This window comes from Geosporobacter ferrireducens (assembly GCF_001750685.1).
Taxonomy (GTDB): Bacteria; Bacillota; Clostridia; order Peptostreptococcales; family Thermotaleaceae; genus Geosporobacter; species Geosporobacter ferrireducens.
The window spans coordinates 5,464,346-5,488,850 of sequence record NZ_CP017269.1 but is presented as its reverse complement, the minus strand read 5'-3'; the positions used below and the strand labels follow the sequence as shown (position 1 = coordinate 5,488,850).

At 36.4% G+C, this 24,505-nt stretch carries 21 protein-coding genes; 2 read left to right on the top strand and 19 right to left on the bottom strand.

The genetic code is table 11. The annotated features are described in order from the left end of the window. Positions 1-54: 54 nt before the first annotated feature. Together Gferi_RS25690 and Gferi_RS25685 are read right to left on the bottom strand one after the other, a co-directional pair. Entirely contained in the window at positions 55-1,494 is a 1,440-nt protein-coding gene (locus tag Gferi_RS25690) for a sodium:solute symporter family protein (RefSeq protein WP_069980955.1), read from the bottom strand. A gap of 36 nt (positions 1,495-1,530) precedes the next feature. Then, positions 1,531-2,727, bottom strand: a complete 1,197-nt coding sequence (locus Gferi_RS25685; RefSeq protein ID WP_069980954.1) for an NAD(P)/FAD-dependent oxidoreductase — start codon at positions 2,725-2,727, stop codon at positions 1,531-1,533. Positions 2,728-3,034: 307 nt separating this feature from the next. Here Gferi_RS25685 and Gferi_RS25680 point away from each other — a divergent pair, with 307 nt between their 5' ends. Continuing rightward, positions 3,035-4,045: an aspartate-semialdehyde dehydrogenase gene (locus Gferi_RS25680; protein ID WP_069980953.1), complete on the top strand. Its 1,011-nt coding sequence runs from the start codon at positions 3,035-3,037 to the stop codon at positions 4,043-4,045. Positions 4,046-4,057: 12 nt separating this feature from the next. Beyond that, positions 4,058-5,239 (top strand): aspartate kinase, encoded by a 1,182-nt coding sequence (locus tag Gferi_RS25675; RefSeq protein WP_069980952.1) that lies wholly within the window; start codon positions 4,058-4,060, stop codon positions 5,237-5,239. A 137-nt stretch (positions 5,240-5,376) separates the two neighbouring features. Here the strand turns inward: Gferi_RS25675 and Gferi_RS25670 are convergent, their stop codons facing one another. From Gferi_RS25670 to Gferi_RS25590, 17 genes are all read right to left on the bottom strand, one after another. Further along, positions 5,377-6,027 (bottom strand): L-ribulose-5-phosphate 4-epimerase, encoded by a 651-nt coding sequence (locus tag Gferi_RS25670; protein WP_156782487.1) that lies wholly within the window; start codon positions 6,025-6,027, stop codon positions 5,377-5,379. 85 nt (positions 6,028-6,112) lie between these two features. Further along, complete coding sequence (locus Gferi_RS25665) at positions 6,113-7,456, bottom strand: PTS galactitol transporter subunit IIC (RefSeq protein WP_069980951.1); 1,344 nt, start codon at positions 7,454-7,456, stop codon at positions 6,113-6,115. Between the two features lie 20 nt (positions 7,457-7,476). Next, entirely contained in the window at positions 7,477-7,770 is a 294-nt protein-coding gene (locus tag Gferi_RS25660) for a PTS sugar transporter subunit IIB (protein WP_069980950.1), read from the bottom strand. Positions 7,771-7,800: 30 nt separating this feature from the next. Further along, positions 7,801-8,277 carry a PTS sugar transporter subunit IIA gene (locus Gferi_RS25655; protein WP_069980949.1) on the bottom strand — a complete coding sequence of 159 codons (477 nt, stop codon included), beginning with the start codon at positions 8,275-8,277 and terminating at the stop codon, positions 7,801-7,803. After that, the gene (locus tag Gferi_RS25650; protein ID WP_169833037.1) at positions 8,246-11,230 is read right to left on the bottom strand and encodes a sigma 54-interacting transcriptional regulator; all 2,985 of its coding nucleotides are present in this window, start codon (positions 11,228-11,230) and stop codon (positions 8,246-8,248) included. The genes Gferi_RS25655 and Gferi_RS25650 overlap by 32 nt, the downstream gene beginning before the upstream one ends. Positions 11,231-11,685: 455 nt before the next feature. After that, complete coding sequence (locus Gferi_RS25645; protein WP_169833036.1) at positions 11,686-13,023, bottom strand: phosphomannomutase/phosphoglucomutase; 1,338 nt, start codon at positions 13,021-13,023, stop codon at positions 11,686-11,688. Positions 13,024-13,147: 124 nt separating this feature from the next. Continuing rightward, positions 13,148-14,599 carry an FGGY-family carbohydrate kinase gene (locus tag Gferi_RS25640; protein WP_069980947.1) on the bottom strand — a complete coding sequence of 484 codons (1,452 nt, stop codon included), beginning with the start codon at positions 14,597-14,599 and terminating at the stop codon, positions 13,148-13,150. Positions 14,600-14,741: 142 nt separating this feature from the next. Then, positions 14,742-15,008, bottom strand: a complete 267-nt coding sequence (locus tag Gferi_RS25635) for an HPr family phosphocarrier protein (protein WP_069980946.1) — start codon at positions 15,006-15,008, stop codon at positions 14,742-14,744. Between the two features lie 85 nt (positions 15,009-15,093). Then, positions 15,094-15,288, bottom strand: coding sequence for a hypothetical protein (locus Gferi_RS25630; protein WP_069980945.1), 195 nt, complete (start codon positions 15,286-15,288; stop codon positions 15,094-15,096). 18 nt (positions 15,289-15,306) lie between these two features. Continuing rightward, a complete protein-coding gene (locus Gferi_RS25625) occupies positions 15,307-16,344 on the bottom strand; it encodes a zinc-dependent alcohol dehydrogenase (protein WP_069980944.1) in 1,038 nt (345 codons plus the stop codon). Positions 16,345-16,467: 123 nt separating this feature from the next. Beyond that, entirely contained in the window at positions 16,468-17,718 is a 1,251-nt protein-coding gene (locus tag Gferi_RS25620; RefSeq protein ID WP_069980943.1) for a PTS galactitol transporter subunit IIC, read from the bottom strand. Positions 17,719-17,763: 45 nt separating this feature from the next. Beyond that, positions 17,764-18,066, bottom strand: coding sequence for a PTS sugar transporter subunit IIB (locus tag Gferi_RS25615; RefSeq protein ID WP_069980942.1), 303 nt, complete (start codon positions 18,064-18,066; stop codon positions 17,764-17,766). A 23-nt stretch (positions 18,067-18,089) separates the two neighbouring features. After that, positions 18,090-18,554 carry a PTS sugar transporter subunit IIA gene (locus tag Gferi_RS25610; protein WP_069980941.1) on the bottom strand — a complete coding sequence of 155 codons (465 nt, stop codon included), beginning with the start codon at positions 18,552-18,554 and terminating at the stop codon, positions 18,090-18,092. Next, complete coding sequence (locus Gferi_RS25605; RefSeq protein WP_069980940.1) at positions 18,547-21,480, bottom strand: sigma 54-interacting transcriptional regulator; 2,934 nt, start codon at positions 21,478-21,480, stop codon at positions 18,547-18,549. The genes Gferi_RS25610 and Gferi_RS25605 overlap by 8 nt, the downstream gene beginning before the upstream one ends. Positions 21,481-21,923: 443 nt before the next feature. Beyond that, a complete protein-coding gene (locus tag Gferi_RS25600) occupies positions 21,924-22,985 on the bottom strand; it encodes an NAD(P)H-dependent glycerol-3-phosphate dehydrogenase (RefSeq protein ID WP_069980939.1) in 1,062 nt (353 codons plus the stop codon). A gap of 60 nt (positions 22,986-23,045) precedes the next feature. Beyond that, entirely contained in the window at positions 23,046-23,693 is a 648-nt protein-coding gene (fsa, locus tag Gferi_RS25595; protein WP_069980938.1) for a fructose-6-phosphate aldolase, read from the bottom strand. Between the two features lie 119 nt (positions 23,694-23,812). After that, on the bottom strand, positions 23,813-24,457 hold the full coding sequence (locus Gferi_RS25590; RefSeq protein WP_069980937.1) for an L-fuculose-phosphate aldolase: 645 nt from the start codon (positions 24,455-24,457) through the stop codon (positions 23,813-23,815). Positions 24,458-24,505 lie beyond the last annotated feature (48 nt).

The window sequence follows — 24,505 nt, the reverse complement described above, 5'->3', positions numbered from 1 at the left end:
CAGGCATAGTTATACCCTTAATTTATGCCTGTCATATCTATTTTTATCAATGCTTTAAATCGTTTGTTTCTCTTCACTTGACCCTTTTGTCATACTGGATACTAATAGGATCAATACAGCTGAAATAACCAGGGCAACCAATACTCGATTCGGTCCGAGGGCAGGAATTTGTGTCAAAATAGAACCTGTCACAATCCCTACTCTTGCCCCCCAAGGTGTTACTTTACTATTTTTCTTACCCATTTCAAATTCTTCATTTGCTCGCTCTTTCCATAACAACCCTACCAGAAGCAATGGTACTAATCCTCCACCTGCCATGGCATACGCTTTTGAAAAGAGCCCTAGAATTGAACTAGCGTAAATAGCAGCTAATCCAGCGAATAGACCAATCACAATGGTTAATACTTTTGCATATTTTACAAGATCTGCATCCGTGGTATCTTCTTTAAATGGTTTAATCAGGTCATTTACAACCAAGATTGATGCCGAGTTCAAATTGGAATCTGCAGAAGACATGCCTGCTGCTAGGATGAGTGCAAAGATCATTGCTGAAATACCTACTGGAACATAATTCATCATAAACCAAGGCATTGCATCATCCGGATTCAAACCTTGATTCATCGTTAAAATAACCATTCCTACCAATGCAGTTAACATAACCATAATAATTGCAATAATACCACTATACAGTAACCCGTTTCTTGCAGTTTTACTGTCTTTAGCTGAAAAACATCTTTGCCAATAAATCTGAGCTACCAATATTCCCACACACCCGGTAACAAACTTTGTTAATAATTCTATATTATTGGTATTGCCAAAGGTCCATAACTCAGCTTTTCCAACCTCTGCTAACCGAGTTCCCAATTCAGCCATACTCCAATTAACCGGTGAAAAAGCATAGATATAAAAGGTAGTTCCAAAAATAACTACTAAGATTCCTTGCAGTAGGTCAGTCCAGACCACAGAATATATACCGCCCAATGTAGTATAAAGAATAAAGACTGCTGTAAACATTAAAATAATTGGAATTGGATCTGCGCCTGTAACAATGTTGAAAATATTACCAAATGCTTTTCCCTGTCCTCCTACCCATGCGATCATAATCATAGATGCCAATAATCCAGCTAAGGCTCTTGTAACTCTATCCCTTGCAATTAAGTCATCTATCATCTCTGGAAAGGTATTATAAGTGAATTTACCTGCCAGACCTGCAAAAAATAGGGCAAAAATGATTTTTGAACCCTGTTCTCCAAGAATAAATGCCATCCAAGGTAATCCTACCTTATATCCGCTTCCTGCATGACCGACAAAGTTGCCAACCCCCATGATTGTAGCAAATTGGGTAAAGAAGATCAAATACATGGGGAAGGACTTGCCACCGATAGCGTAGTTTGAAAAGCTTGATTGTGCAGCATCTTTAAATTTCCATGAAATATACAGAAACGCGCCACACATAAGAATTGTGATCATCCATAACGATGCTCCTAAACTCATTCAAAATCCCCCTTTTTATTTATTTTGAAAAGAGCTTTAGACCAACTTTCTGCTCACCTCCATTTCTTGTCTAAATCTCTTCAAATTCAGCTCACGAAGATCTACATGGCTTTCTTTTTGCTCAATCATTTCCGCAATCACTTTCCCTGTAATAGGCGCAAGGGCAATACCATCTCCCTCATGACCTGCTGCAATATAAAAACCTTTTTTATGTGGTACTTCTCCTATGATTGGCTTTCCATCAGCAGTAGCTGGCCTTAAACCTGAAAAACATCGAATCATATGAACATTTTTTAATACCGGAAAAAAATCTACTGCTTGCTTAATCATCATATTGATTGCTTTGAAGGTGGTTCCTTTATCAAATCCCACATCTTCTCGAGTACTGCCAATAAGATAATTCCCATCTGTTGCTTGTGTAAAAGCAAATCCAATACCCATTTTCCGGTATTCGTCATGAATATTATCTATCATTTCCGGCTTTAATTTAGAGGCAATATAAGCAGCGCTCCATACATTTGCTTGCCCCACTTGAGGTATTTGCTCTGTTACCACTATTTGCCCTTTCTTTGGCTTGACAGGAATCTCTAAATCAATCATCGTTCCAATTTCAGCTGCCCAAGCCCCAGCTGCATTAATCACATACTCAGCTTCTACCTGCATTCCATCATCTAGAGATATTTTCCAGTAGTCCTTTTTTTGATCAATGCTTGTGATTGTGGATCTTCTTATAACCTGTAATCCATTTGATATCCCTTTTCCAAGAAACCCTCGCATTACTTTTAGCGGATTCACCTGCGCATCTTTGCTGCTATATGTAGACGCAATAACCGTATCCTTCACATAGGGTTGTTTTTTCACAACTGCCTTTCTATCTATTACCTCTACCTCTAGACCAGATTTTCTTTGCTGCGCTACAAAAGCCTCCATAACTTCAAGCTGTTGCTGTGTTTCTATTAAAATCATACCGCCTCTGCTTTCAAATTCTAAATCCAGATTCAGTTCCTTTGATAAGGAACGATACATTTCTAAACTCTCCATAGCTAAGGCTAGAGAAATTCCAGGTTTTTTTGACTGCAATAAAATCATGTCGTCACAGGCACCGGATGCACCAGACCCTATTTCATTCTTTTCTATCAATAACACCCGTTTTCCCGTTTTTGTTAGATAATATGCGGAAGATAAACCAATGATTCCTCCCCCAATTACAACAACATCATAAGCTCTCTTCATTTTTCTTGTCCCCCTGCCATTATATACTACTCATCACATGATGAGTAGCTTAATATAATGATAACGGTTGCTTTTAAAACTGTCAATTACTTTTTTGAATTTTCTAATTATTATTAATTATGTTTAAATCCTATTCTTTATTATCAGTTTTTTTATTGAACATTACTGTATGGATGAGAGATTTTAAAAGCAAAACTTTATTTTTCAGAATTTTTTGTTTTTGTGTTGACTTGCAAACCATAAGCACATTATAATAAAAATATACTGCTCATCACTTGATGAGTAGCTAATAAAAGGGGGTATTTATATGCAGAAGTATACCATTGCAGTTGTAGGCGCTATGGGTGCCGTGGGCCGGGAAATGCTGAAAACATTAGAGCAGCGTAATTTTCCCGTAAAAAAAATCAAACCACTAGATATTCCATCAAATGCAGGAAAAAAAATAACTTTCCAAGAGGAGCCTATAGCTGTAGAAGCAGCCGTATCAGGCGCTTTTAAGGACGTAGATATTGCATTATTTTCAGCCGGTGCTGATGCAAGTAAAGTATTGGCACCTACAGCAGTTACCGAAGGTGCTGTCGTGATTGATAATAGTAGTGCCTGGCGGATGGACGAAAATGTCCCTCTCGTTATTCCAGAAGTTAATCCGGAAGACTTATCCTGGCATAAAGGACTTATTGCTAATCCTAATTGTTCTACAATACAGATGCTTGTTGCTTTAAAGCCACTTCACGATCGATACAATATAAAAAGAATTGTGGTTTCTACTTACCAAGCAGTCTCCGGCACAGGACAAAAAGCGATTGTAGAACTGAATCAGCAGGTTCAAGACTATGTAACCGGACAACCAATAAAAAGCAATGTTTATCCTTATCAAATTGCATTTAATGCCTTGCCTCATATTGATGTATTTCTTGAGAATGGTTATTCAAAAGAAGAAATGAAAATGGTGTTTGAGACAAAAAAAATTATGGATAAAAATATATCCGTTTCTGCAACCACTGTACGAATCCCTGTTTTTCGTTCACACTCGGAATCAATAAATATTGAAACAGAAAAGCCATTCAAGATTGATGAGGTTGTTACAACGCTTAATGAAGCACCCGGGATAATCGTAGTAGACAACCTAACCGCTGCTAATTATCCTCTTGCTATTGATGCAGAAGGTAAAGATGAAGTGTTTGTTGGCAGAATCAGAAGAGACTTCTCTATTGATAATGGCCTAAACCTATGGGTAGTAGCAGATAATCTGCGAAAAGGTGCAGCTTTAAATGCAATACAGATTGCAGAAACCTTAGTTCAAAAAGCACTTATATAGGGAGGTGGGTCGATGGGACTCGTAGTGCAAAAATTTGGTGGTACCTCAGTTGAAACCATTGAAGGTTGGAAAGCAATCTTAAACCATGTATGCGATTGTCGTGCAGCAGGAAACGATGTTGTCGTCGTCGTGTCTGCCATGGGCCGTAAAGGTGCTCCTTATGCAACGGATACATTGATCCATCTTTTAGAGGAAATTGATCCCCATATCGATCTAATGAAGAAGGATTTTCTCATTTCATGTGGAGAGATTATATCTGCTGCAATTTTATCCCATTACTTTGAAGTACACAAACTGGATGCCATCCCTATGACAGGCTTCCAGGCAGGAATTCTTACCAATAGTAAATTTAACGATGCGGATATTTTAAATATAGACACACAAGCTATAAAAAAGCGGCTTGAAGAGGGCAAGATTATCGTAATTGCAGGCTTTCAGGGGATCACCGCGAATGGATTGATTACAACACTTGGCCGAGGCGGAAGTGACACTACTGCAGTTGAACTGGGTGCTTATTTACAGGCAGATCGTGTAGATATTTTTACAGATGTTCCCGGGGTTGCAGTCACAGACCCTAGAATCGTCAGCAATGTTTCTTATCTATCACATATATCTTATGAAAACATGTATAAGCTTGCATCAAATGGTACTAAAGTAATTCATCCCAGAGCAGTAAAAGCAGCACAAAAATCCCAAATACCTGTTTTCGTTCGTTCTACTTTTAGTGATAATCCCGGTACACGCATCACCAATAGTGCTGAATGTAGTGAGCAAAGCATCGTTGGAATCTCTTACGATAAAGACTTTTCTTATATTAGAGTAAAAGCCAGCGATAAAATTTTGTATGATCAACTAAAGACCTTCTCCCTTTTCATAAAAGAAACAGATCAGCATATTGAAGCATATTATAAAGTAGGTTCACGCATAGACGGGAATCCTCACTCAAATCTATCGATGGTTCATGCTAGAGAAAATCTCTCTAAAGTCACTATTTTTTATGGTGAAAAAAATAGTGACTACATACATAATGAAATCCTCCATTATCTAAAGCAATCCACGTTTCCCATTCTTGATTCTTTTTCCTTCAATGATCATGTGGCGATTATGCTTCCTGATATACATCTGGAAAAGTGTATTCAAGAAATATACTCGCATCTGGACACAATCAGCCAAAACTTGGCTACACTTTCTTAAGGGCTGCGCAAGATAAACGCAGCCTTTAAAGGTATTTCTAAAATAAAACGGTTATTTCATATTTTGTATTTCCTCTCTTAAATAAGGAGGAAGAAATGTATTTTTTATTTTTCATTCCCTCTAAATAGCGAAGGATTTTATTTGTCTTGTCCGTATATATTTAAAAATACATCTTTTGCTTTTTGGATTTCTGAATCAGGTAAAAGTACTGGGGTGCCAATGCTTTTGGCTAAATGATATACCTTAGCTGCATCTTCCAGCATCACTGCTGCAACGAGTGCATGCCTTACAGAGGGGCCCACTGCCATAACTCCATGATTTGCAAGAAGACAGGCTCTTTTGTCTCCTATGGTCTCTACCACCGTGGGACCAATATCCCCTGAAGCCACCGGCGCATATTTGGCTAATGGCACAGTTCCTCCTACCTCATTGGCTAGAGTAGTACTTGCACAGGGAATTTCTTGGTTTAATACGGCAAAACAACTGGCGTATGTAGAGTGGGTATGAATAATGCTCTGTACCTCTGGTTTATGTTTATATATGTATAGATGATCCGATGTATCTACGGAAGGTTTCCACTTCGCTTCTACGGTATTTCCTTCTATATCAATGATGACAATATCTTCTGGTAAAAGTTTTTCATAGTCCATTCCACTTGGAGTAATAGCGATGTATCCTGTTTCAATGTCTCTACCGCTTACATTTCCCCCTGTAAGTGTAATTAATTTATATTTCATAAGATTTAAAGCTGCATCTAAAACCTCTTCCCTTAACTTTCTTAAAATCATTTATTGCATCTCCTTTGCGTCTTTTTTAGAATTATTCCCCAGTCCTATAGGACTGGGGAATAATTCTTGTGTTATCGAATTTTATTTAATTTTCTGCTTTTACATCTTGGGCTTTTCTAATTTTTTGATTAAGAAATGCCATTCCTACTACTATGGCACATAAAATGGCTGCTCCAATCATCTTAAATTTCGAAATCTGGAGAAGTACCCACGTTAACGGATTTGCTCCATCACAAATTGAAGCAATCTGTGTTGCTCCTTCTGGCATCTGAAAGTTTGCATTAATGGCTAATTGTGTATGCAGCGGAGCCATATTTGTAGCTATCAATAATCCGGAGGCAACCATTAGGAATCCTATTATAAAGGTTCTAAAAACGTTTCCTTTCGTTACAGGGATAACCATACATAACATAAATGGCAGCACAGCTAGATCTGCAAATGGAAGAACTTTATTTCCAGGTATAACTGCAGCCAATAAGATTGTAACTGGAACCAAAACCAAAGAGGCTGACATACAAGCAGGATGTCCAATAGCTACCGCCGAGTCCAGTCCAATATACACTTTCCCTGCGTTTTTAAATCTTTTTTCAATGAATTCCTGTGCAGCATCTGATATAGGTAATAAACCTTCCATTAACATCGCTGCCATTTTAGGGATTAATATCAGAACGGCACCCATTGTCACACCAAGATTTAATATAGCTTTAAAGTCATAACCTGCAAATGCACCTATAGCAAGCCCTAAAATTGATCCAATTATCATAGGTTCTTCAAAAATACCAAATCTTTTTTGTAACGTTTCTGGATCCGCTTTAATATTCTTTATACCCGGTATCATGTCAATTAGTTTATTAATAACCAGTGCTATTGGTACATAAGCTGCTGAGAACCCGTGTGGCAATGACACTCCAGGTAATCCATTGTACTCTTCTACACCAGGAGCAGTCCAATCTGCTAGATACATAACAATAACCATATTTATTGCTGAAGCAAAAACACCCCATGCTATACTATTGGTAGCCGCAGCAACCAATGCACCAGTAAATGCAAAATGCCAAAAATTCCAAATATCAATATTTACAGTTCGTGTTTGCTTTGTAATTAGCATCAAAATATTAATCCCTAATCCAATAGGTATCATAATTGCACCTACAACAGAAGCAAAGGATATGGCCGCTGCTGCTGGCCAACCTACATCAATTACAGTTAAGCTTAATCCTAGCCGTTCGACCATTTTTTGGGATGCTGGCCCCAGATTATTCATCAATAATCCGATAACCAGATTCAACCCAATAAATCCTATACCTACTGTAAGCCCCGATCTAATTGCTTTGCTGAACTTTGCTCCCAATAGTAATCCAAAAAGTGTGATAATTATGGGCATCATAACACTTGCACCAAGACTAACAATATAATCTAATATTGCCATAGTACCTTCCCCCTTAAAGCTTATATTTTCAAGATACTAAGTATTTCATCTACAACCTTGTCGATTCCTACACCTGTCAAAAAAGCTGTTCCTTGTACAATAGGAGTATTTATTTTTGCAGAAACTGTGGTTGTCGCAATTACTAAATCATAATCATTTCCCTTTGCTGCTAGTTCAGCAACCTTGCACTGATCAATTTTGAATAGACTTAGCTTTCCTCTTTTTTCTAATGCAGTTTTAAACTTATTGACTGCCATTGTCGAAGTACATATTCCAGTGCCACAAGCTACTAAAACTCTTTTTTCGTTTGCCATTTCTTCACCTCCTTTCTTTTAAATTTCAAATCATAAATTCTCAATAGAAAATATTTGCTCAAACTCTTCTATATCACTGACATCTATAAGATGTTTAAGCCTCTCTTCGTTTTGAAAAAGTTCCATTAATTTTTGTAATAAGCTAAGTTGTTTCTTAGGATCTTGTATAGCAAGGGCAAATATGACATCAACTTTCACAGTTCCACCTATAGAACCCATTGTTTCAAATACTATAGGTTTATTTAAAACCATTACAACAATTGCAGGATTTATAACATGATCTGCATCCGTATGAGGTATTGCAACATTTATATTTCCCATATCCAACCCAGTAGGAAAAACTCTTTCTCTTTCTAACAGTGCATAGATGAAGCTTTCCTTAACAAAGCCCTTTTTAAATAAGTAATTTCCAATATACTCTAATACTTCTTTTCTAGTATTGAATTCCATACCTTTTATGAGACATCTTGTTACATTATTTGTTGCAATGTTTCTCGTTAATGGCATCTAATAATACCTCCTTAAACTTCTCTGTTGAATCTGATCTTAGTAGCCGGTGAATGTATGTCGAATGATTTAGTAAATCCACTAATCCATGTAATGCTTCTATACAGTTCTCGTTTATTGCTAATATAAAAACTAATTGCACCTTATTTTTTCCCCACTTTATAGCTTGTTTCAATGTTGCTACAGCAATAGCTGGTTCTCTCGTAAATCTAGCATCCGCATGGGGTATAGCTACCATATTCCCAATTGCTGTTGAACCAATTTGTTCTCTGTTTGTAACTTCTTCATAAAAACCTTCTGATACTTTCCCTTTTTGAAAAAGTAAATTACTTAAATGTAAAATTACTTGATTTTGATTTTTTAGATCTAGGTTTATATTTATTAGTTCGGTTAATAACAAGTTTTTCAAAGGGTAATTTGAGCTCTTTTTCACTTGTGAATCTTCCTCCGTTATTTTAAATATTTTTCTAAGATTGGGAATTATATTTTCATTTAATAGGTCGTTTGTGGAGAAAAAAGGTATTTCTTGATCGAATATATTGAATGAACCAATGGAAGCCTTAATCTCATACTTCTGTCGCAATCTATGAATTTCATCACCTAAATTTTTTTCATTAATTAATCCCAATGTTATAATCTCGCACTTTTTTTCAATTCCCGAAACGAGAGACATAACAATATCTTTTATTTTAATTGCAGTGCCTTCACCTGTAACACACACTGCTACGATCGCAGGCTTCTTTTTAGTCATTTTTACTAGAAACTCATTATCATTCTTCAGTTCAACTCTCTCATCTACAATAAATCTGTAAATGTTATCCAATGTCTCTCCAGGAAGCACAGCACGCCTAATCGCCTCAATCACGGTTACCGTATCTGTTCTACTTATTGTCTTTATAGGAATTCCTGTATTTTCCATAATGATATCCCCAAAGCTGATCAACGATCCCATATCCACTAATAACAGTACGCCTTTTCCCTCATTTACCTCTTTGGCAGCTTCCGTTGCTTTCTCCAGTATTGATTCAGGGTGTTCGTTCATTGACATTTCGATGGCTACTCCATATTCTACACCCAGTAGCTTTCTTGCTACATCAAGCATATTTGATGCGACATGTCCATGGCTAATTAATACAACACCAATTCTTTCGTGCTTTTCATATGTACTTCTGTCATTCATCATCAGATAAATTGCTAAAAATCCTAATTCATCCTCTGGCAGACTAATATTATAAACGGATTCTATACTTTTACTGATCTTTGCTGCTAGGTTAAACTCGCTTTTATATTCTTTTTTTATTGTATCTAGTTGTGGATTATAAATTGTTTTACCTTGCTTTAATCTTTCAATTGTTGAATGCAGATGCATTGCTAAGCAGAAAAAGAATTTCTTATCATAACTTCGCTGTTGCTCCTCTTCAGCAATGTGTATAATAGATTCTGTTATTTGAGTGATTTTTGTACCTACTAAATTTTTTAGTGATTCTAAATCTAAGTCATTAATATTTTTCTCTACAGTCTTCATCAACTCTTCTATATAAGATTCTATTTCTTCGCCAATAACCTGATTTACTACATCATCGGGCAGTTCGTGCTTTGACAAGTCCTTATAACGATTTTCTATATACTGATAAATCTCATTTAACGTATTATTCATCCCTTTTTTAGTAAAATAGCTACTGGACTTATTATCATAACTAATTTTTATGTTTCCTTTTACCAGCAGCTCCATCTCTTTTCTACTATTTTTTAATTTCAATAGACCTTTTCGTGCATTTATTGGAATATCTGAAATGCTAATCTCCATATTCTTATTTTTTGAGATCATATAGCTTAAAAATGCTCTTGCACAGGAAACCTGTATGTCAGATTTTAATTGGCCAATATTGCCCTTACAATCATATATAAGCAATGCCCATAAAACTTCCATATGGATTATAATATCTGCTTTCGTTCGATTGGCCTCTTCAATAAAAAATAATTGTATAAGCTCTAATCGCTCATTTAAAGTTCGGGATTCTAAACTAGGCAATGAAATAACCATAGGAATCCTTCTTCTAAACGTATGCAGTAATCTTGATTCAACATCTTCTGTTGTTGCAGCAATGATCATCGTGCTTACAGTTCTTTGTGCTTCTGTTTCACCTAATCTCCTATAGGATCCTCGATCAATTACATTGAACAATATTTCCTGTCCTTCTGCAGAAAGTCTATGAACTTCATCTAAAAAAAGAATGCTTTCGTTTGCTTGATCAATTAAGCCTGTTTTTTCTTCAGTTGCCCCTGTAAATGCACCCTTTATATATCCAAATAATTGTGCTAACAGTAATTGGGGGTTTTCTGCATAATCTGCGCAATTAAAGCTCACAAAGGTTTTATCAGCAGATATTCTTTTTATATCTATTGCGTAATAATACATTGCCTCAGCTAACTGACTTTTTCCTACTCCCGTATCTCCTACAATTAATGTATGCAATCCCATTGGCGGGTACATAACTGCTGCTTTAGCCTGCATAATTTGAGTTTTTAAACTTTTGTCATATCCTACAATCTTTTTAAAAACGTTTTCATCATCTCCAATTCCGGCCTTGGTATAGTTTGGTAGAGAAATTTCATTCTGCGCATTAATTAAAAGATTATTTACTGTAAATCTGGAGATATTAAATCCCTTTGCTTTTAATTTTATTGTAATTTCACGTTGTGATATTTTGGAATTCTCTTTTAGTAATTTTATTAGTTCCTTATTTAGGCGCTCTCTCTTTCTTTCCCTTGAATTGCTTATCGAATATTCCTTTCTAGTTGTCAGTACAATATCTCTATTAATGCTTAATAATTCTGCAATTTGTTCATCTGTATAAGGATTATTTGGGTCCTCTTCATGAATCGTACTCACAATTTTTTCTTTCATGTTATCCTCATTCCCCGTCAGGCCTTCTACTAATTTTTTTCTCATTGAATTATTACACCTCCATATATAAGCAATTTTTTTGCCAACATTTCCGTTGGCTCCTCTATTCCTTGAAAATGCTGTAAATGTATTAATCATTTTCTTATTCCTCAACTTTTTATACCACAAAAAATCCCCTGTATAAATTAACTCCTTACTAGAAAATGTTTGATATACTTTATACTATCAATGCGATAAAGCGTTGAAAAGTGGATTGTAGTATTTATTTTTATGATATGTTTTTATCTATAAGCGCTTAGTATTTTCTACCACAATTTCTACCATTTATTAAAATTATTACTTCGTTATTTAATTCATTTAGCATCTATAGTAAAGTACTTTTTATATAAAATATTTCAAAAAAAATCCTGTGCACGTTGTTTCCAACATACTCAGGATTTTTTAATCAGTTTACAAATTGCCCTGATGCATACATACAGGAAGTGAGTTTTGTAGATTTATTATAGCAGAAGTTCATGTTTACCATATAACTCAGGTACTGTCTTTAAGAATTCTTTTTTAATAAAATCTAAATCAGTTTCGCTATCTGCCTCAAAACGAATTGTAATGCAGGGTTCTGTAACCGATTGACGTATAAGGGCCCATCCATTAGGAAACTGGACTCTTATTCCATCCAATTTTGTTATTTCGTATTGTTGATTTAAACTTTCAACCTTTTCCAGAAGTTCCAGCTGACAGTCTTTAGGATAAGGAATCCGTAAATCTGGAGTCATAACAGTTTTTTCTATTCTATCCGTATAATAAGATAATTTTTTATTGTTTTTTGTAAGTATTTCTGCCATTTTTAACGCTGCAAAAATACCATCATCATACCCTAGTTCTCTAAAAAAGAAATGGCCACTAATTTCTCCTGCCAATACTGCATGATTCTCCAAGAATGTTTTCTTAATGAAGGCATGGCCTGATCGTTCCATTATTGGCTTTCCATGATATTTTTCCACTTCTTTTTCAACAATACTCGAGGATTTTATGTCGTAAATCACAGGAGACGGTTTGTCCTTCAAATATTCTTGTATGAACACAGTAAAACTCTCTTCACTTGCAGATATTCTACCTTTTTCATCTACAAAAACCACCCTGTCTCCGTCACCATCAAAAGCAATGCCAAGATCTGCACCTTCCTCTAAAACCTTGCTCTGCAGCTTGCTTAAATTACTATAGATTGCTGGATTTGGTTCCCTGTATGGGAAGCTTCCATCGTATTCACAAAACAAAGGTATAACCGTATAACCTAGATTGCGAAAGAGCTGAGGCGCTATAATAGATGTAGTGCCATTTCCAGCGTCAATAACAACCTTTAAAGAACGATATACTTTCACTAGCCCCTTTATATATTCTTTATATGCATCATTTACTTCTATGCTTTGATAACTGCCTACTGCATCCCTATAGGCATGCCGGTCTACGATTTTTTTTATGTTTTGAATATCTTCTGTTTGAATGGGCATATCGCTTAGAATGATCTTGAATCCGTTGTATTTGGCGGGATTGTGTGATGCCGTTACAGCAACACCGCCATCTGCCTTTAAATAACCCTTTGCAAAATAAAATACCGGTGTAGGTACAGTTCCAATGTCTATAATTTTTGCACCACTGTCCATCAAACCATCTATCAGTTTTTCTTTTAGCAAGGGAGTTGAAATTCTAACATCCCCTCCAACTACAAGTGTCTTATTCTGCATAATTGTCCCTATGCTTCTTCCAATGTGATATGCCGTTTCTCCCTCTAAGTCCTCATTAAAAATTCCCCGTATATCACAATCTTTATAGATACTCAACAGTCTTCCCCCCTTCAATTAGGATATGATTTTCACATCCTCCCGTGAGACTTTTCAATCAATTCTGTAGTACTGAGCATTCTGCCACTGTAACAGGAATGGATATATAAATCGATTTTCATGGTTAGATGTACCCTCTTTGATGGCACTCTTCTAGAAAAATCCTGTACTTTTCATTATATTTTTTTACTTTATGGGGTTGGGGGTATATTGTTTCACCGATACGGACCATAGATTTTGCTGCTTCTGTAATGTCAGTAAACATAGTCTGAGAAGCCGCAATAATCGCACTGCCCATTGCCGGTTCAGCAATTTCTGGTTTTAGCAACGTTTTATTCATTACATTGGCCCTTATTTGAGACCATTCTTTAGATTTTACAGCTCCCCCTGTAATAAATAACCGATCTTTTATCTCACAACCAAGCGCTGCAAGCAAATCATAGGAAAGTCTTTCGGTGTAAGCAACCCCTTCCATTAAAGCCGCATAAAGTTCTTTATCATTTCTACTGTTTCCTATCATAAACGCCTCTGCATCAGGCTGTACAAAAGGAAATCTTTCTCCTTTCCCTACCAAAGGGTAAACCACTATATCTGTAGGTGTCTTCTGCTCAACATGTTGATTATATGCATCAAATAGAACTGGATCAAACCGTGCATTTAAGCATTTACCGCCTGTGTTTGAGGCGCCTCCAGGCATCCAGTAACCTTCTGGATGCAGATGACAATATACTCTTCCTTTTTCATCTTTGATTAGATGATTCACAACACCTTTAATTGTAAGCGTCGTTCCAATAGAAGTATTAAAGTCTCCGGGTTCTACTGCACCAGAAGCAATAGCTGAAGCATAGCCATCCGTTGCACCGGCGATTACCTTCGTTCTTATACTTAACCCTGTGGATTTTGCTGCCTCATCTGATATGTATCCAATTTTAGTACCAGGAGATAAGACCGTTGGAAGTTTTTTCAATTCTATCTCTAGATCCTTTTCAATAAAATCAGGCCATTTCTGTTCAATAAGATCATATCCCGTTTTTAATGCATTTGAGTAATCTGAGAAATGATAGCATCCTGTAAGCCGTCCTACAATATAGTCAGACTGATGTACAATTAGATGGATTTTATCATAGATATCTGGTCTGTGTTTTTTTATCCATAGAATTTTGGGCAAGGCATAGGATGAATTAAATCTATATCCAAGCTTTAGGGCTATTTCAAAGCCCTTTTCCTGAACGATAACTGCCTCTTCCGCTGATCGTCCATCATTATACATCAACCCATTGCAAAGGGGACTGTATAGATGATTTAGAGGCACAATAGTTCCCGACGTTCCATCTAATGCAATAGCTATGATTGCTTCTGGATCGATATTTTTTTTAATTAACCCATTTACAATTTCATTGATCGTGTTTAATGTTGCCTCCCACCAGATATGAGCATCCTGCTCTTTATGATTTTCTATTGTGGAAATGTTCATCTCTGCAAAAGGTGTACTATGTCCTGCAATTACGCACCCATATTTATCGACTGCCAATCCTCGAACACCCTGTGTGCCGATATCAATTCCTAATACATACACGTTATTATCCTCCTTTAAAACTCGTTTAAACCATCCCGGTTAATTCCTACAATAACGCTGTTATTCTAAATCTCCCCCGCCTTTATTTCTAGCTCTTTTCTTTGTATCTACAAATAAAAAGGACAGAATCTGTCCTTATCAATTAGGCTTCACCCATTTTTGATTGAATTAATCCAACCAGGTCCGTTACTGCGGCCTCTTCATCTTCACCCTCTGCTGAAATAGTAATTTCTGTTCCTTTAGAAATACCAAGGGATAAAACAGAGATAATTGATTTCGCATTAGCTGATTTTCCTTCCTTCGAGATAGTAATGTCGGATTTATATTTCAAAGAGGTTTGTGTAAAAACAGATGCAGGTCTTGCATGTAAGCCTGCTTCATTTTCTAAAACAACACTTTCCCAATACATTCTTCTCCCTCCTAGATTTTAAAATAGAAGTTTCTCATAAAAGGGAAATTTCTTTATTGAACCTATGCATACTTTCCAAACCCTATTATTTTTCTTTAATCTCTATTCCAAAAAAATTTTTTGATGTATTCTTCTGTTTATCCTCTTTCGGTTTAAAAATGATCCATATAAACCCACCAATCACAACAATGGTATTAAGAATGTTTTGATTAGCAATATAATAATCAATCAAAGCTCTTAGATATTTTCCGGCCATTAAGCGCATAAATTCGTAGATCATAAGAAATTTCCCCCTTAATTAAGGAATGATAGCATATTTAATCCCTTCTTGTCTTCCTATACTTTCTAAAGCATCAATTGTCTTTTCTAGTGGGTACTCTCCAGTAATAAACAATTTACCGTCTACTTGCCTAGTGGTCAATAACTCCAAAGCTTTTTTTACATAGTATGGCGTATGATGGAAAACTGCTTTAATAGTTATTTCTGAGTAGTGAAACAATTGGCAGTCAATTGTGAAAGTGGTTCCTTTTTTTGTTCCGCCAAAAAGATTTACAAGCCCTCCTGGTCGAACCATATTGATTGCTTGCTCCCACACTTCTGGAAAACCTGTTGCTTCAATCACTACATCGGGTCCCTTTCCTAACTCAGTAAGTGTTTTAACTGCAGATACTGAATCTTTTTTAGAAGGATTTACTGTCATTGCAGCTCCAAATTTTTTAGATTCTTCCAGTCTATAATCAGATAGATCAATACTTATAACTCTTGCTCCTTTTAAAGCAGCAAGCTTGATAAACATCAAACCAATGGGTCCAGCACCAATTACAGCCACTACATCGCCTACCCTTACAGGGGTTCTTTCAATACCATGTAACGCGCAGGCAAGCGGTTCTACCAAAGAAGCTTCTCTATAATCTAAGCCTTCCGGAATCTTATGATAATTATATTTTACAATCTGTTTTGGAACGGCTACATATTCGGAATAAGCTCCATTTAAAAACTCTAGATTCTCACATAAACTGTACATTCCTTGATTGCAATAATAGCAATGGAAACAAGGTGCTGAGTTTCCTCCTACTACGCGATCGCCGATTTTGAAATTATCTACATCCTTACCAACTTCTACGACTTCACCAGCAAATTCGTGTCCAAAGGTTGAAGGTACAGATTTGATAATTGATGGGTGCCCTCTTCGGTAGGTTTTCAAATCAGTACCACAAGTGGTAGCAGCTTTAACCTTCACAAGAATTTCGCCGTCCTTTGGCCTCGGGATATCCGTTTCTTCGAAACGAACATCTCCTGGGGCATAAAACATCATCGCTCTCATTTTACCGTCCATTTAACATCCTCCTCAGCAGAATCTAAAGTAATGTTTCAAAGTATTTTAATCACCTCATACGATGTGCTATGACACTTGTTTGAGAGCCTTTAAATAAAAATTAAAGGCTCTCATCATTCTAGGTTAAAAAATCAATTCTATTACTTTATAAATAATATATGGCACTAAGTGTGCGCCTCCATCGAGAGAAGAGATTTCTGCTGTTCCTTCTGGGAATGCAAATCCTACGCTCTTTGCCATTACTGTCGACACACCTGAGATTGCAGTACCGATATATAAAATACCGATCATGAAAATTGTTCCTGTAATGATTCCTCTAAAAACATTTCCTCTAGATGGAGCTACCGCCCAGATCATAAAGAATGGTAAAATTGCCAGATCTGTAAATGGCAGCAATCTGTTTCCAGGCAAAACGGCAGCTAATAGAAGTGTAATTGGGATCATTACCAAACCTGTAGAAATTACAGCTGGATGACCAATAGCAATTGCAGCATCCAATCCAATATATACTTCCTTACCCGGAAATTTTTTACTAATAAAATCACGGGCACTTTCCGAAAGAGGAATCAAACCTTCCATTAGGATGCGCACCATTCTCGGCATCAAGAACATAACGGCTGCCATATTTACCCCTAATTGAATAATGCCTCTTAGATCATAGCTAGCTACACCACCAATAATTGCTCCAAGGAATAATCCCATCAACATTGGCTCTCCGAAAATGCCAAATCGTTTTTGAATCATATCTGTATCTAATTCAATCTTATTAATTCCGGGTATTTTCTCAAGTATTTTATTAATCGCAATACCTACGGGTGCCCATGAAACGGTTTCCGTATGGGGAAGAGAGACCCCGTCTAATCCAAAGAAATCTTGCACTAAAGGTGAAGTCCAGTCTGCAAGTTTCAATATGATGATAATCGTTAGTGCTGCGGCAACCAAACCTAAAGCAAGGCTGTCAGTTGCAAACATAACCAGTGCCCCTGTAAAAATAAAGTGCCAGTAGTTCCAAAGATCAACGTTCATAGTTTTTGTCCAGTTCATTGCAAGCATAATGATGTTAATGACAAAGCCAATTATAAATACCGCGGGTACGATGGTGGTACCAAAACTTATCGCTGCAGAAATAGGCCAACCTACATCCATTACATCAAGCGATAATCCCCAGTTATTTACCATTGCTTGCGTTGCAGGAGAAAGATTGTTTACCAGCAAACCGATGACCAGGTTAATCCCTGCAAAACCAATACCAATTGTAAGACCTGCTCTAAAAGCTTTGGCAAATTTTTGTCTAAAAAGCAGTCCAAGAAGTGTAATAATAACAGGCATCATAACGGTTGGTCCTAAGTCGAGAATAAATTGAATAACTCTCATTGATAGTCCCCCTCTTCTTTTATATGTTAAGATGCAAACATAATCCTACTCTAGACTTTTTAGATATCCAGCAATTTCATCAGCCAGTTTATCCATACCTATTCCAGTAAGAAATTGGAGCCCTCTAAACATCTTAATTCCAGCTGCTGCACTTTCGCTTACTGGTGTCGTATGAATGATTACATCAGGGTTAAAAACCTGAACCTTTGATGCAACTTCTGAAGCTTTCGCCTCTACTACCTCTACATTCAAACCCCGTGTTTTTAACATTTCTTTTGTTTTTTCAGCTGCTACTGTAGATGTGGCAATACCAGTTCCACATACCGTTAGAACCTTATACCTTCTCATTTCCTCACCTCCTTTTCTATCATTTAAAAAGTAACCACATGATTTAATATCTCAAGAAGTTCTTTTTCATTTCTAGTTTTATAGATTTTCTTTAAAAGCATTGTGTCTTGTATGACATTCATTAAATTTGAAAGTAGTTGTAATTGACTACTGCTATTTTTCATTGCCAGCATGAAAACAATTCCCACTTCTGTCTTTTCTTCAGGATTACCCATGACGCTAAAGTTCACAGGTTTCTCCAGTGTAGCAACAGCAATCATAGGTTTGTTTACATGATGGGGGTCTGTATGCGGAATGGCAACCCCATAGCTTTCTATAGGCAGTCCTGTAGGAAAGATATCTTCTCTTTGTATGATTGCATCAATAAAACTATCCTCCACGTAACCCGCTTGGTAAAGCAGTGTAGCCATCTGCCTCAACACCTCTTTATCAGAACCGGCTTGTAACCTTGCTTTAACTGTTCTTTTATCAAATGAAAATTTAGCCATTTGTCAGTAACACCTCCATAAGCATGTCAGCAGTTTTACACTTCTTGATCTTGCTTAAAACCCTTTCATTATTGAAAATTGTATATAACTTTCTAAATTCTTTTTTGTAATACTGATTCAGTCCAAGCATAAAAACACAATCAACTGCATGTTCACCATCCCAAATAATTGGAGCAGCCAGTGTCATAATTGAAATTGCAGGCTGAATGATTTCTTCAGGACTACCATGTGGAAGTGCTACCATATTTTTAAAAACTGTAGGCATCATAATTTCTCTTTCATGAATGGATAGAACATATCTTTCTGTTACATGGCCATACTCAACCATTCTATTGGCCATTCTATTCAAAACTTCATTCTTATTACGCGCGCTTACATTTATATACATTAATTCGGGATTGAATAGATGTTGAAAAGATAATTCTTGAATTCCCTTTTTAAGCCTATCGGGAGGATTGTCAAAAATATCTATTAGGTTATGTAATCGATTAATGCCATCCCCTTTCAAAATTTCTTTGGCGGAAATATATGGAATACCTGGAACCTTTGGATCTATTGTACCTACAATTGATAGTATATTTTTTTTACTGGAAATGCTTTGAATGCTTTCGTCTAAGTTGCCATCCGTTAATGCACCTAGCGTGATAATTTCTACCTTTTCCTTGATGCGATTTTTTTCTTTAATAACCTTTCCTAACATTTCTGCTGCACCTTTTCCGGTTAGACAAACACTAAGAATTACATTCACAATCTTTTTAACTGATTTCAGTGGGGTTTGATTTTTGGGTAGAAAACGTTCATTTTCTAGAAAATCTGCAATATCATTAAGCTCACATTCTGCAGTTAACGCTTTCCTCACCGCTTCAATTACCATTGTTGTATCTACACGAGTAATCGTTCTCGTCCTTATACCAGTTCTTTCTGTAATGATATTCCCAAATCCAGAAAGCGACCCCATATCCACCAAAATCAATACACCTTTTCCCTGATCCATCATTGTAACTGATTCGATAGCTTTTTCTAAGACAATACTTGGTGATTCGTCTAAAGACATCTCAATAGCGCGTGCATGCTCTACTCCCAAAAGCCTATTTGCTACATAAACCATTCCTTCTGCTACATGTCCGTGAGATAATACTAAAACTGCTACATGATTTTCATTTAATATGTTTCTTGTAGAATAAGTTTTTAAATACATAGCAATAAAAGCAATTTCATCTTCAGGCAAATCGATTTCAAGATAATAGCTTGCTATCTTGCTCATCTCTTCTGCAATCTTGTATTCAGCCGGATATTCCATGCAAATCCTGCTCAATTGCGGATTTCCAGTAAACTTATTTTGAAGAATTCGCTCATAGGCGGCAGATAAGTGTGTTGCAAGGCAATAGAATAAGCTTTCATCGGTATCTGGTATATTTTTAATTGCTTTTTTCATCATTTCTTCAACTGCTAATATGATTTTTTCTCCAACAATTTTCTCTAAATCCTTTTTGATCAAATTATGTTTATTATATTGAAATTGTTTAATTAGCTGTCTAATCTTCATTTCCAGCTCATCAGCTAAGATTCGGTTGATAATTGCTGCATCGACTCCTTGGAATTCCATCTTCTGGTACTTATCCTCGATCTCTTTGTAGATTTCCTTCGGGAAAATATATCCGGATTCTTTAGCTGCTTCAAGTGCACTTTTCTGTAATATACTTTCGTCTTCAGGATAAATTTCTAAATTGCTGTTAATTATTTTTTCTATTGTCTTTCTATTTGTGTTGATTTTCAATAAACCCTTTACTACAGGACTAGGAAGATCAGTAATTTCAATATTGATGTTGTTTTGTTTCTTTACCATATAATTCAAAAAACCTCTGGCGCAAACTACTTGTATATCTGAGCGCAATTGTCCTATATTTCCATTCGTTTCATATAACAATAGGGCTATAATTACATCATAGTTAATATTAATACTTACATTCATTCGAGTTGCTTCTTGTCTGAAAAAGTTTCTTACAATTTCAAATTTTTCTTCAAGAGGTCTCTGGGATAAAGAAGGGATTTCAATCATCATTGGGATTCTACGTCTGAATGTTGCCAAAAGAGAAGACTCAAAATCTTCGGTTGTAGCAGCGATAATCATCAGTTTTACTTCTCTTATGATATTCGTTTCCCCTAATCGTCTGAACTTTCCTTTATCAATTAGGAAAAAAAGGATTTCCTGTCCCTCAGGGGGCAGCCTGTGCACCTCGTCTAAAAACAAGATCCCATTATTTGCTTTTTCTACTAACCCCTCTTTATTGGTTTCTGCGCCAGTATAGGCTCCCTTTGCATATCCAAACAATTGTGCCAATAATAATTGAGGATTTTCTGCATAATCAGCGCAGTTAAAAACGATAAATGGTGCATCCTGCGGTTTTACATTTGCTTCTATTGCGAATTTATACATACTTTCCGCCAATTCACTTTTCCCAACGCCTGTTCCACCGTAAATCAATGTATGCAAGCCATCAACAGGATATAGTACAGCCGCTTTTGCTAATTCAATTTGTGGTTTTAGACTGCCATCCGCACCAATGATTTTGTCAAAGGCTCCACGACTTTGTTTCTGAAATACCAATTCTTTATTATTACAATCTTGTTCTTTTCGCTTTGATAGTTTTAGAAACTTCGACACTACATTTCTTGATAGTTTAAAACCTATTGTATTTAATTCCTCAGTAAGTCCTCTTTCAGATATATCCGGTGCACTCTCAAGAATCTTCCGAATTTCTTCTTCCAGTAACTCCTTTCTCCGTTCTCGAGAATCTCCGATATTCAGCGTATGTCTTAAATTTACTACATCGCTTCTGTTAATCCCTAATGCCTTTGCAATTTCTTCATCTGTAAGCGGATTCTTTTTATCCTCTGTTTGAATTAAATCTAATAATCTTTTCATCTACTTCACCTATCCTTTATATTAGCAATATCTGTGCCAGCAAGCGGCACTTTTTGTAATTACATATTTCCTATTCTGCTAGAACGGATGTATATAGCTAAAAACCTCAAACACTCTTTTGTTTTATTTTTGATACTTTGTAAATTACTTAAAATGTAACAAAAGTTCTATAACATAATATGCCACCATCGTATTTTTCAGAATATATTTCATTCCAACTTGTCCCAGCATCAACGCCTACCCTATGAAATCGCTTAATTTCAATAATTACACTAAAGTCCTTTTAAACAAATCATGCCATCTGTAGTTATTTGCACTAAAATTTGCATGTACTCATCGTACTTTGCTGAAATTAAAAAAAGCCTAAGGTTTCCCTCAGGCTTTTAGCTCATTACCTCAATGTACATTTAATGATTCTATTTGATAAACCGATGATTAAAAATCTATTTATAGTATCCCGTGCAGTTTTGCAAAAGTCTCATAACTGTTTGATAGGCAGGAGCATTATTATATAATATATTATATAGCCCTTCTAATAAAGGCATTTGGTCTATGGATAGTTTCTGATCTTGCTCCAGTTGTTTTGCTAAATAATAGCCAAATTTGATCGCAGGATATCCTTCCACAGTAATTCCTTCCTGTTTCATTTTTTCGATTGCTTTACTTGCTGGCAACCCGCCTCCGATAACCTCTCCCAGCATTCTATTTCTTCCCGCTTCTCCAGTTACTTCTAAATCGCCAATTCCCGGCAATCCTATTACGCTTTCTAAGGAGCCTCCCATTGCCTTTGTTAAAATCCCCATTTCAGCTGTCGCAAAGGCGAAAAGTGCAGCCTTTGTGTTATTGTGAAGGAATCCTTGTTTCGTTTTAAAACCTTCCGCTAAGCCTAAACCTACAGAATAGGCATTTTTCATAGCCGCACATACTTCTGTTCCTATTACATCTGTTGTAACTTCAACACGATATACTTCAGTCATTAACAAGCTTTGCATAAATTTTGCCGCTTCAATATTTTTACTGCTATAGGTCACCGCTGTAGGAGATCTCCAAACCACCTCAACTGCCTTACAAGGACCCCCTACTACTATCAATGAAATATCCGGACACAGTGTTTTCGGCAATAGTGCTTCTAATATTTCTGGGAGAATCACAATTTGTCCGTTCTTGCTATAATCAAATCCTTTAGAAACACTCCCTACGATCATCCCTTTTTTTAAATAGGGTACAACTCTCTCGAAAATGATTCCCAATGCATCTGAGGTAATTGCCATGATCACAAGTTCTGCATCTTTTGTTGCTTCTGACAACTCATCTGCTTGATAAGTTTCAATTTGAGGCGGTAAATGGTGCTTATGCTTTGGATGTGGCAACCCTTTTCTTAATTTTTCAATAATACCACTATCCAATTCTGTACCCCATAGTCTCACTTGATGCCCATTCTCAGTTAGTGGTACAGTTAATGCACTTCCCATGGCACCTGCCCCTATGATTGTTACTTTTGCCATTTCCGATCCCCTTCTCCCTCATCAATCAGTGAGACCGTTTCACCAAAAACAGAAAATCTATTATTTCTTAGGAACGGTCTCCCAATCCTTTAAAAATTTATCAATACCGATATCTGTAAGCGGGTGCTTTGTCATATCCACAATAACTTTATAAGGTACTGTTGCAATATGTGCTCCTAAAGTTGCAGCCTGTACGATGTGGATTGGATTTCTTACACTCGCTGCAATAATTTCTGTCTTAATGTTATGTAGTGCAAAAATCTTTACAATTTCTTCGATTAGTACAGTGCTGCTATTCCCAATATCATCTACTCTTCCTAAAAATGGACTAACGTAAGTGGCTCCTGCTCTGGCTGCCAACAATGCCTGTGGAGCTGAAAAAATCAGTGTAACATTTGTTTTAATCCCTTTCTCTGTAAGTATCTTCACCGCCTTTAACCCTTCTACAGTCATAGGAATTTTGATAACAATATTTTTGTGCATTTGTGCCAAAGGAATAGCTTCCACTACCATTTCTTCCGCTTTCAGGCTAATTACTTCTGCACTGATTGGTCCATCTACGATTGCGGTAATCTCTTGAATAACCTCTTTGAAGTCCCTGCCTTCCTTGGCAATCAGAGAAGGATTTGTTGTTACACCACAAATAACCCCCATATCATTTGCCTTCCGAATCTCTTCCACATTTGCAGTATCAATAAACAGCTTCATTTCAGATACCCTCCTATCAATTTTCTTTAATTAACAGCTATATTCATTATACAATTTTTTGTAAATTTTGGCTATTTATATCATACTGGTACAATAGCGCTCTTAAAAATTCATATAAATTATTTTTTTTGCCCATAGGTTTTAAATTTCTCCAACATTAGTTCCATTTCACCTTCCGACAAAATTACAGGGGCTCCAATACTCTTTGTGCGATAATATATTTCTGCACAGAACTCAATTTCTTCAGCGATATTAAATGCTTGATGCAAATTGGCAGCACCAGCCAGCAAACCGTGATTCGCCAACAGCACAGCGTAACGATCTTCCATTCCTTTATAGGCATTTTCAGCTAGTTCTTTTGTTCCAAAGGTTGCATACTCTGCACATCGAACATTTTTTCCCGCAAAAGCAACCAGATAGTGTACAGCTGGCAGCTCCCAATTTAAGCTTGCGATAGTTGTGCTGTAAGTAGAATGTGCATGTACCACCGCATCAATATCGGATCTATTTCTATAGAAAATACTGTGCATCTCCAATTCACTAGAAGGCTTCCTATATCCCTCTATAATATTCCCTTCTAGATCCAATATCACAATATCTTCTGGCTTTGTAAGAAAATAATCTAATCCACTTGGGCTGATCGCCATTAGGTTCTTCTTTCGATTACAGATGCTGATATTTCCACCCGTTCCCTTTGTTAATCCACTGGTAATTAATTTTTTACCATATGCTACGATCAATTCACGTTCTTCCGTCAATAACATTACAATTCCTCCAATTCTTTTAAAATTTTCCTATTATATTATAGGATT

Coding starts and splice junctions, on each gene's coding strand:
- Gferi_RS25610 (WP_069980941.1), bottom strand. CDS start 18,554: ATGGCTAAATTTTCATTTGATAAAAGAACAGTTAAAGCAAGGTTACAA.
- Gferi_RS25605 (WP_069980940.1), bottom strand. CDS start 21,480: ATGAAAAGATTATTAGATTTAATTCAAACAGAGGATAAAAAGAATCCG.
- Gferi_RS25650 (WP_169833037.1), bottom strand. CDS start 11,230: ATGAGAAAAAAATTAGTAGAAGGCCTGACGGGGAATGAGGATAACATG.
- Gferi_RS25600 (WP_069980939.1), bottom strand. CDS start 22,985: ATGGCAAAAGTAACAATCATAGGGGCAGGTGCCATGGGAAGTGCATTA.
- Gferi_RS25615 (WP_069980942.1), bottom strand. CDS start 18,066: ATGAGAAGGTATAAGGTTCTAACGGTATGTGGAACTGGTATTGCCACA.
- Gferi_RS25620 (WP_069980943.1), bottom strand. CDS start 17,718: ATGAGAGTTATTCAATTTATTCTCGACTTAGGACCAACCGTTATGATG.
- Gferi_RS25670 (WP_156782487.1), bottom strand. CDS start 6,027: ATGATTTTAAGAAAGTTAAGGGAAGAGGTTTTAGATGCAGCTTTAAAT.
- Gferi_RS25655 (WP_069980949.1), bottom strand. CDS start 8,277: ATGCCATTAACGAGAAACATTGCAACAAATAATGTAACAAGATGTCTC.
- Gferi_RS25680 (WP_069980953.1), top strand. CDS start 3,035: ATGCAGAAGTATACCATTGCAGTTGTAGGCGCTATGGGTGCCGTGGGC.
- fsa (WP_069980938.1), bottom strand. CDS start 23,693: ATGAAGCTGTTTATTGATACTGCAAATGTGGAAGAGATTCGGAAGGCA.
- Gferi_RS25590 (WP_069980937.1), bottom strand. CDS start 24,457: ATGTTATTGACGGAAGAACGTGAATTGATCGTAGCATATGGTAAAAAA.
- Gferi_RS25625 (WP_069980944.1), bottom strand. CDS start 16,344: ATGGACGGTAAAATGAGAGCGATGATGTTTTATGCCCCAGGAGATGTT.
- Gferi_RS25660 (WP_069980950.1), bottom strand. CDS start 7,770: ATGGCAAACGAAAAAAGAGTTTTAGTAGCTTGTGGCACTGGAATATGT.
- Gferi_RS25690 (WP_069980955.1), bottom strand. CDS start 1,494: ATGAGTTTAGGAGCATCGTTATGGATGATCACAATTCTTATGTGTGGC.
- Gferi_RS25685 (WP_069980954.1), bottom strand. CDS start 2,727: ATGAAGAGAGCTTATGATGTTGTTGTAATTGGGGGAGGAATCATTGGT.
- Gferi_RS25665 (WP_069980951.1), bottom strand. CDS start 7,456: ATGGCAATATTAGATTATATTGTTAGTCTTGGTGCAAGTGTTATGATG.
- Gferi_RS25635 (WP_069980946.1), bottom strand. CDS start 15,008: ATGTATTGGGAAAGTGTTGTTTTAGAAAATGAAGCAGGCTTACATGCA.
- Gferi_RS25675 (WP_069980952.1), top strand. CDS start 4,058: ATGGGACTCGTAGTGCAAAAATTTGGTGGTACCTCAGTTGAAACCATT.
- Gferi_RS25630 (WP_069980945.1), bottom strand. CDS start 15,288: ATGATCTACGAATTTATGCGCTTAATGGCCGGAAAATATCTAAGAGCT.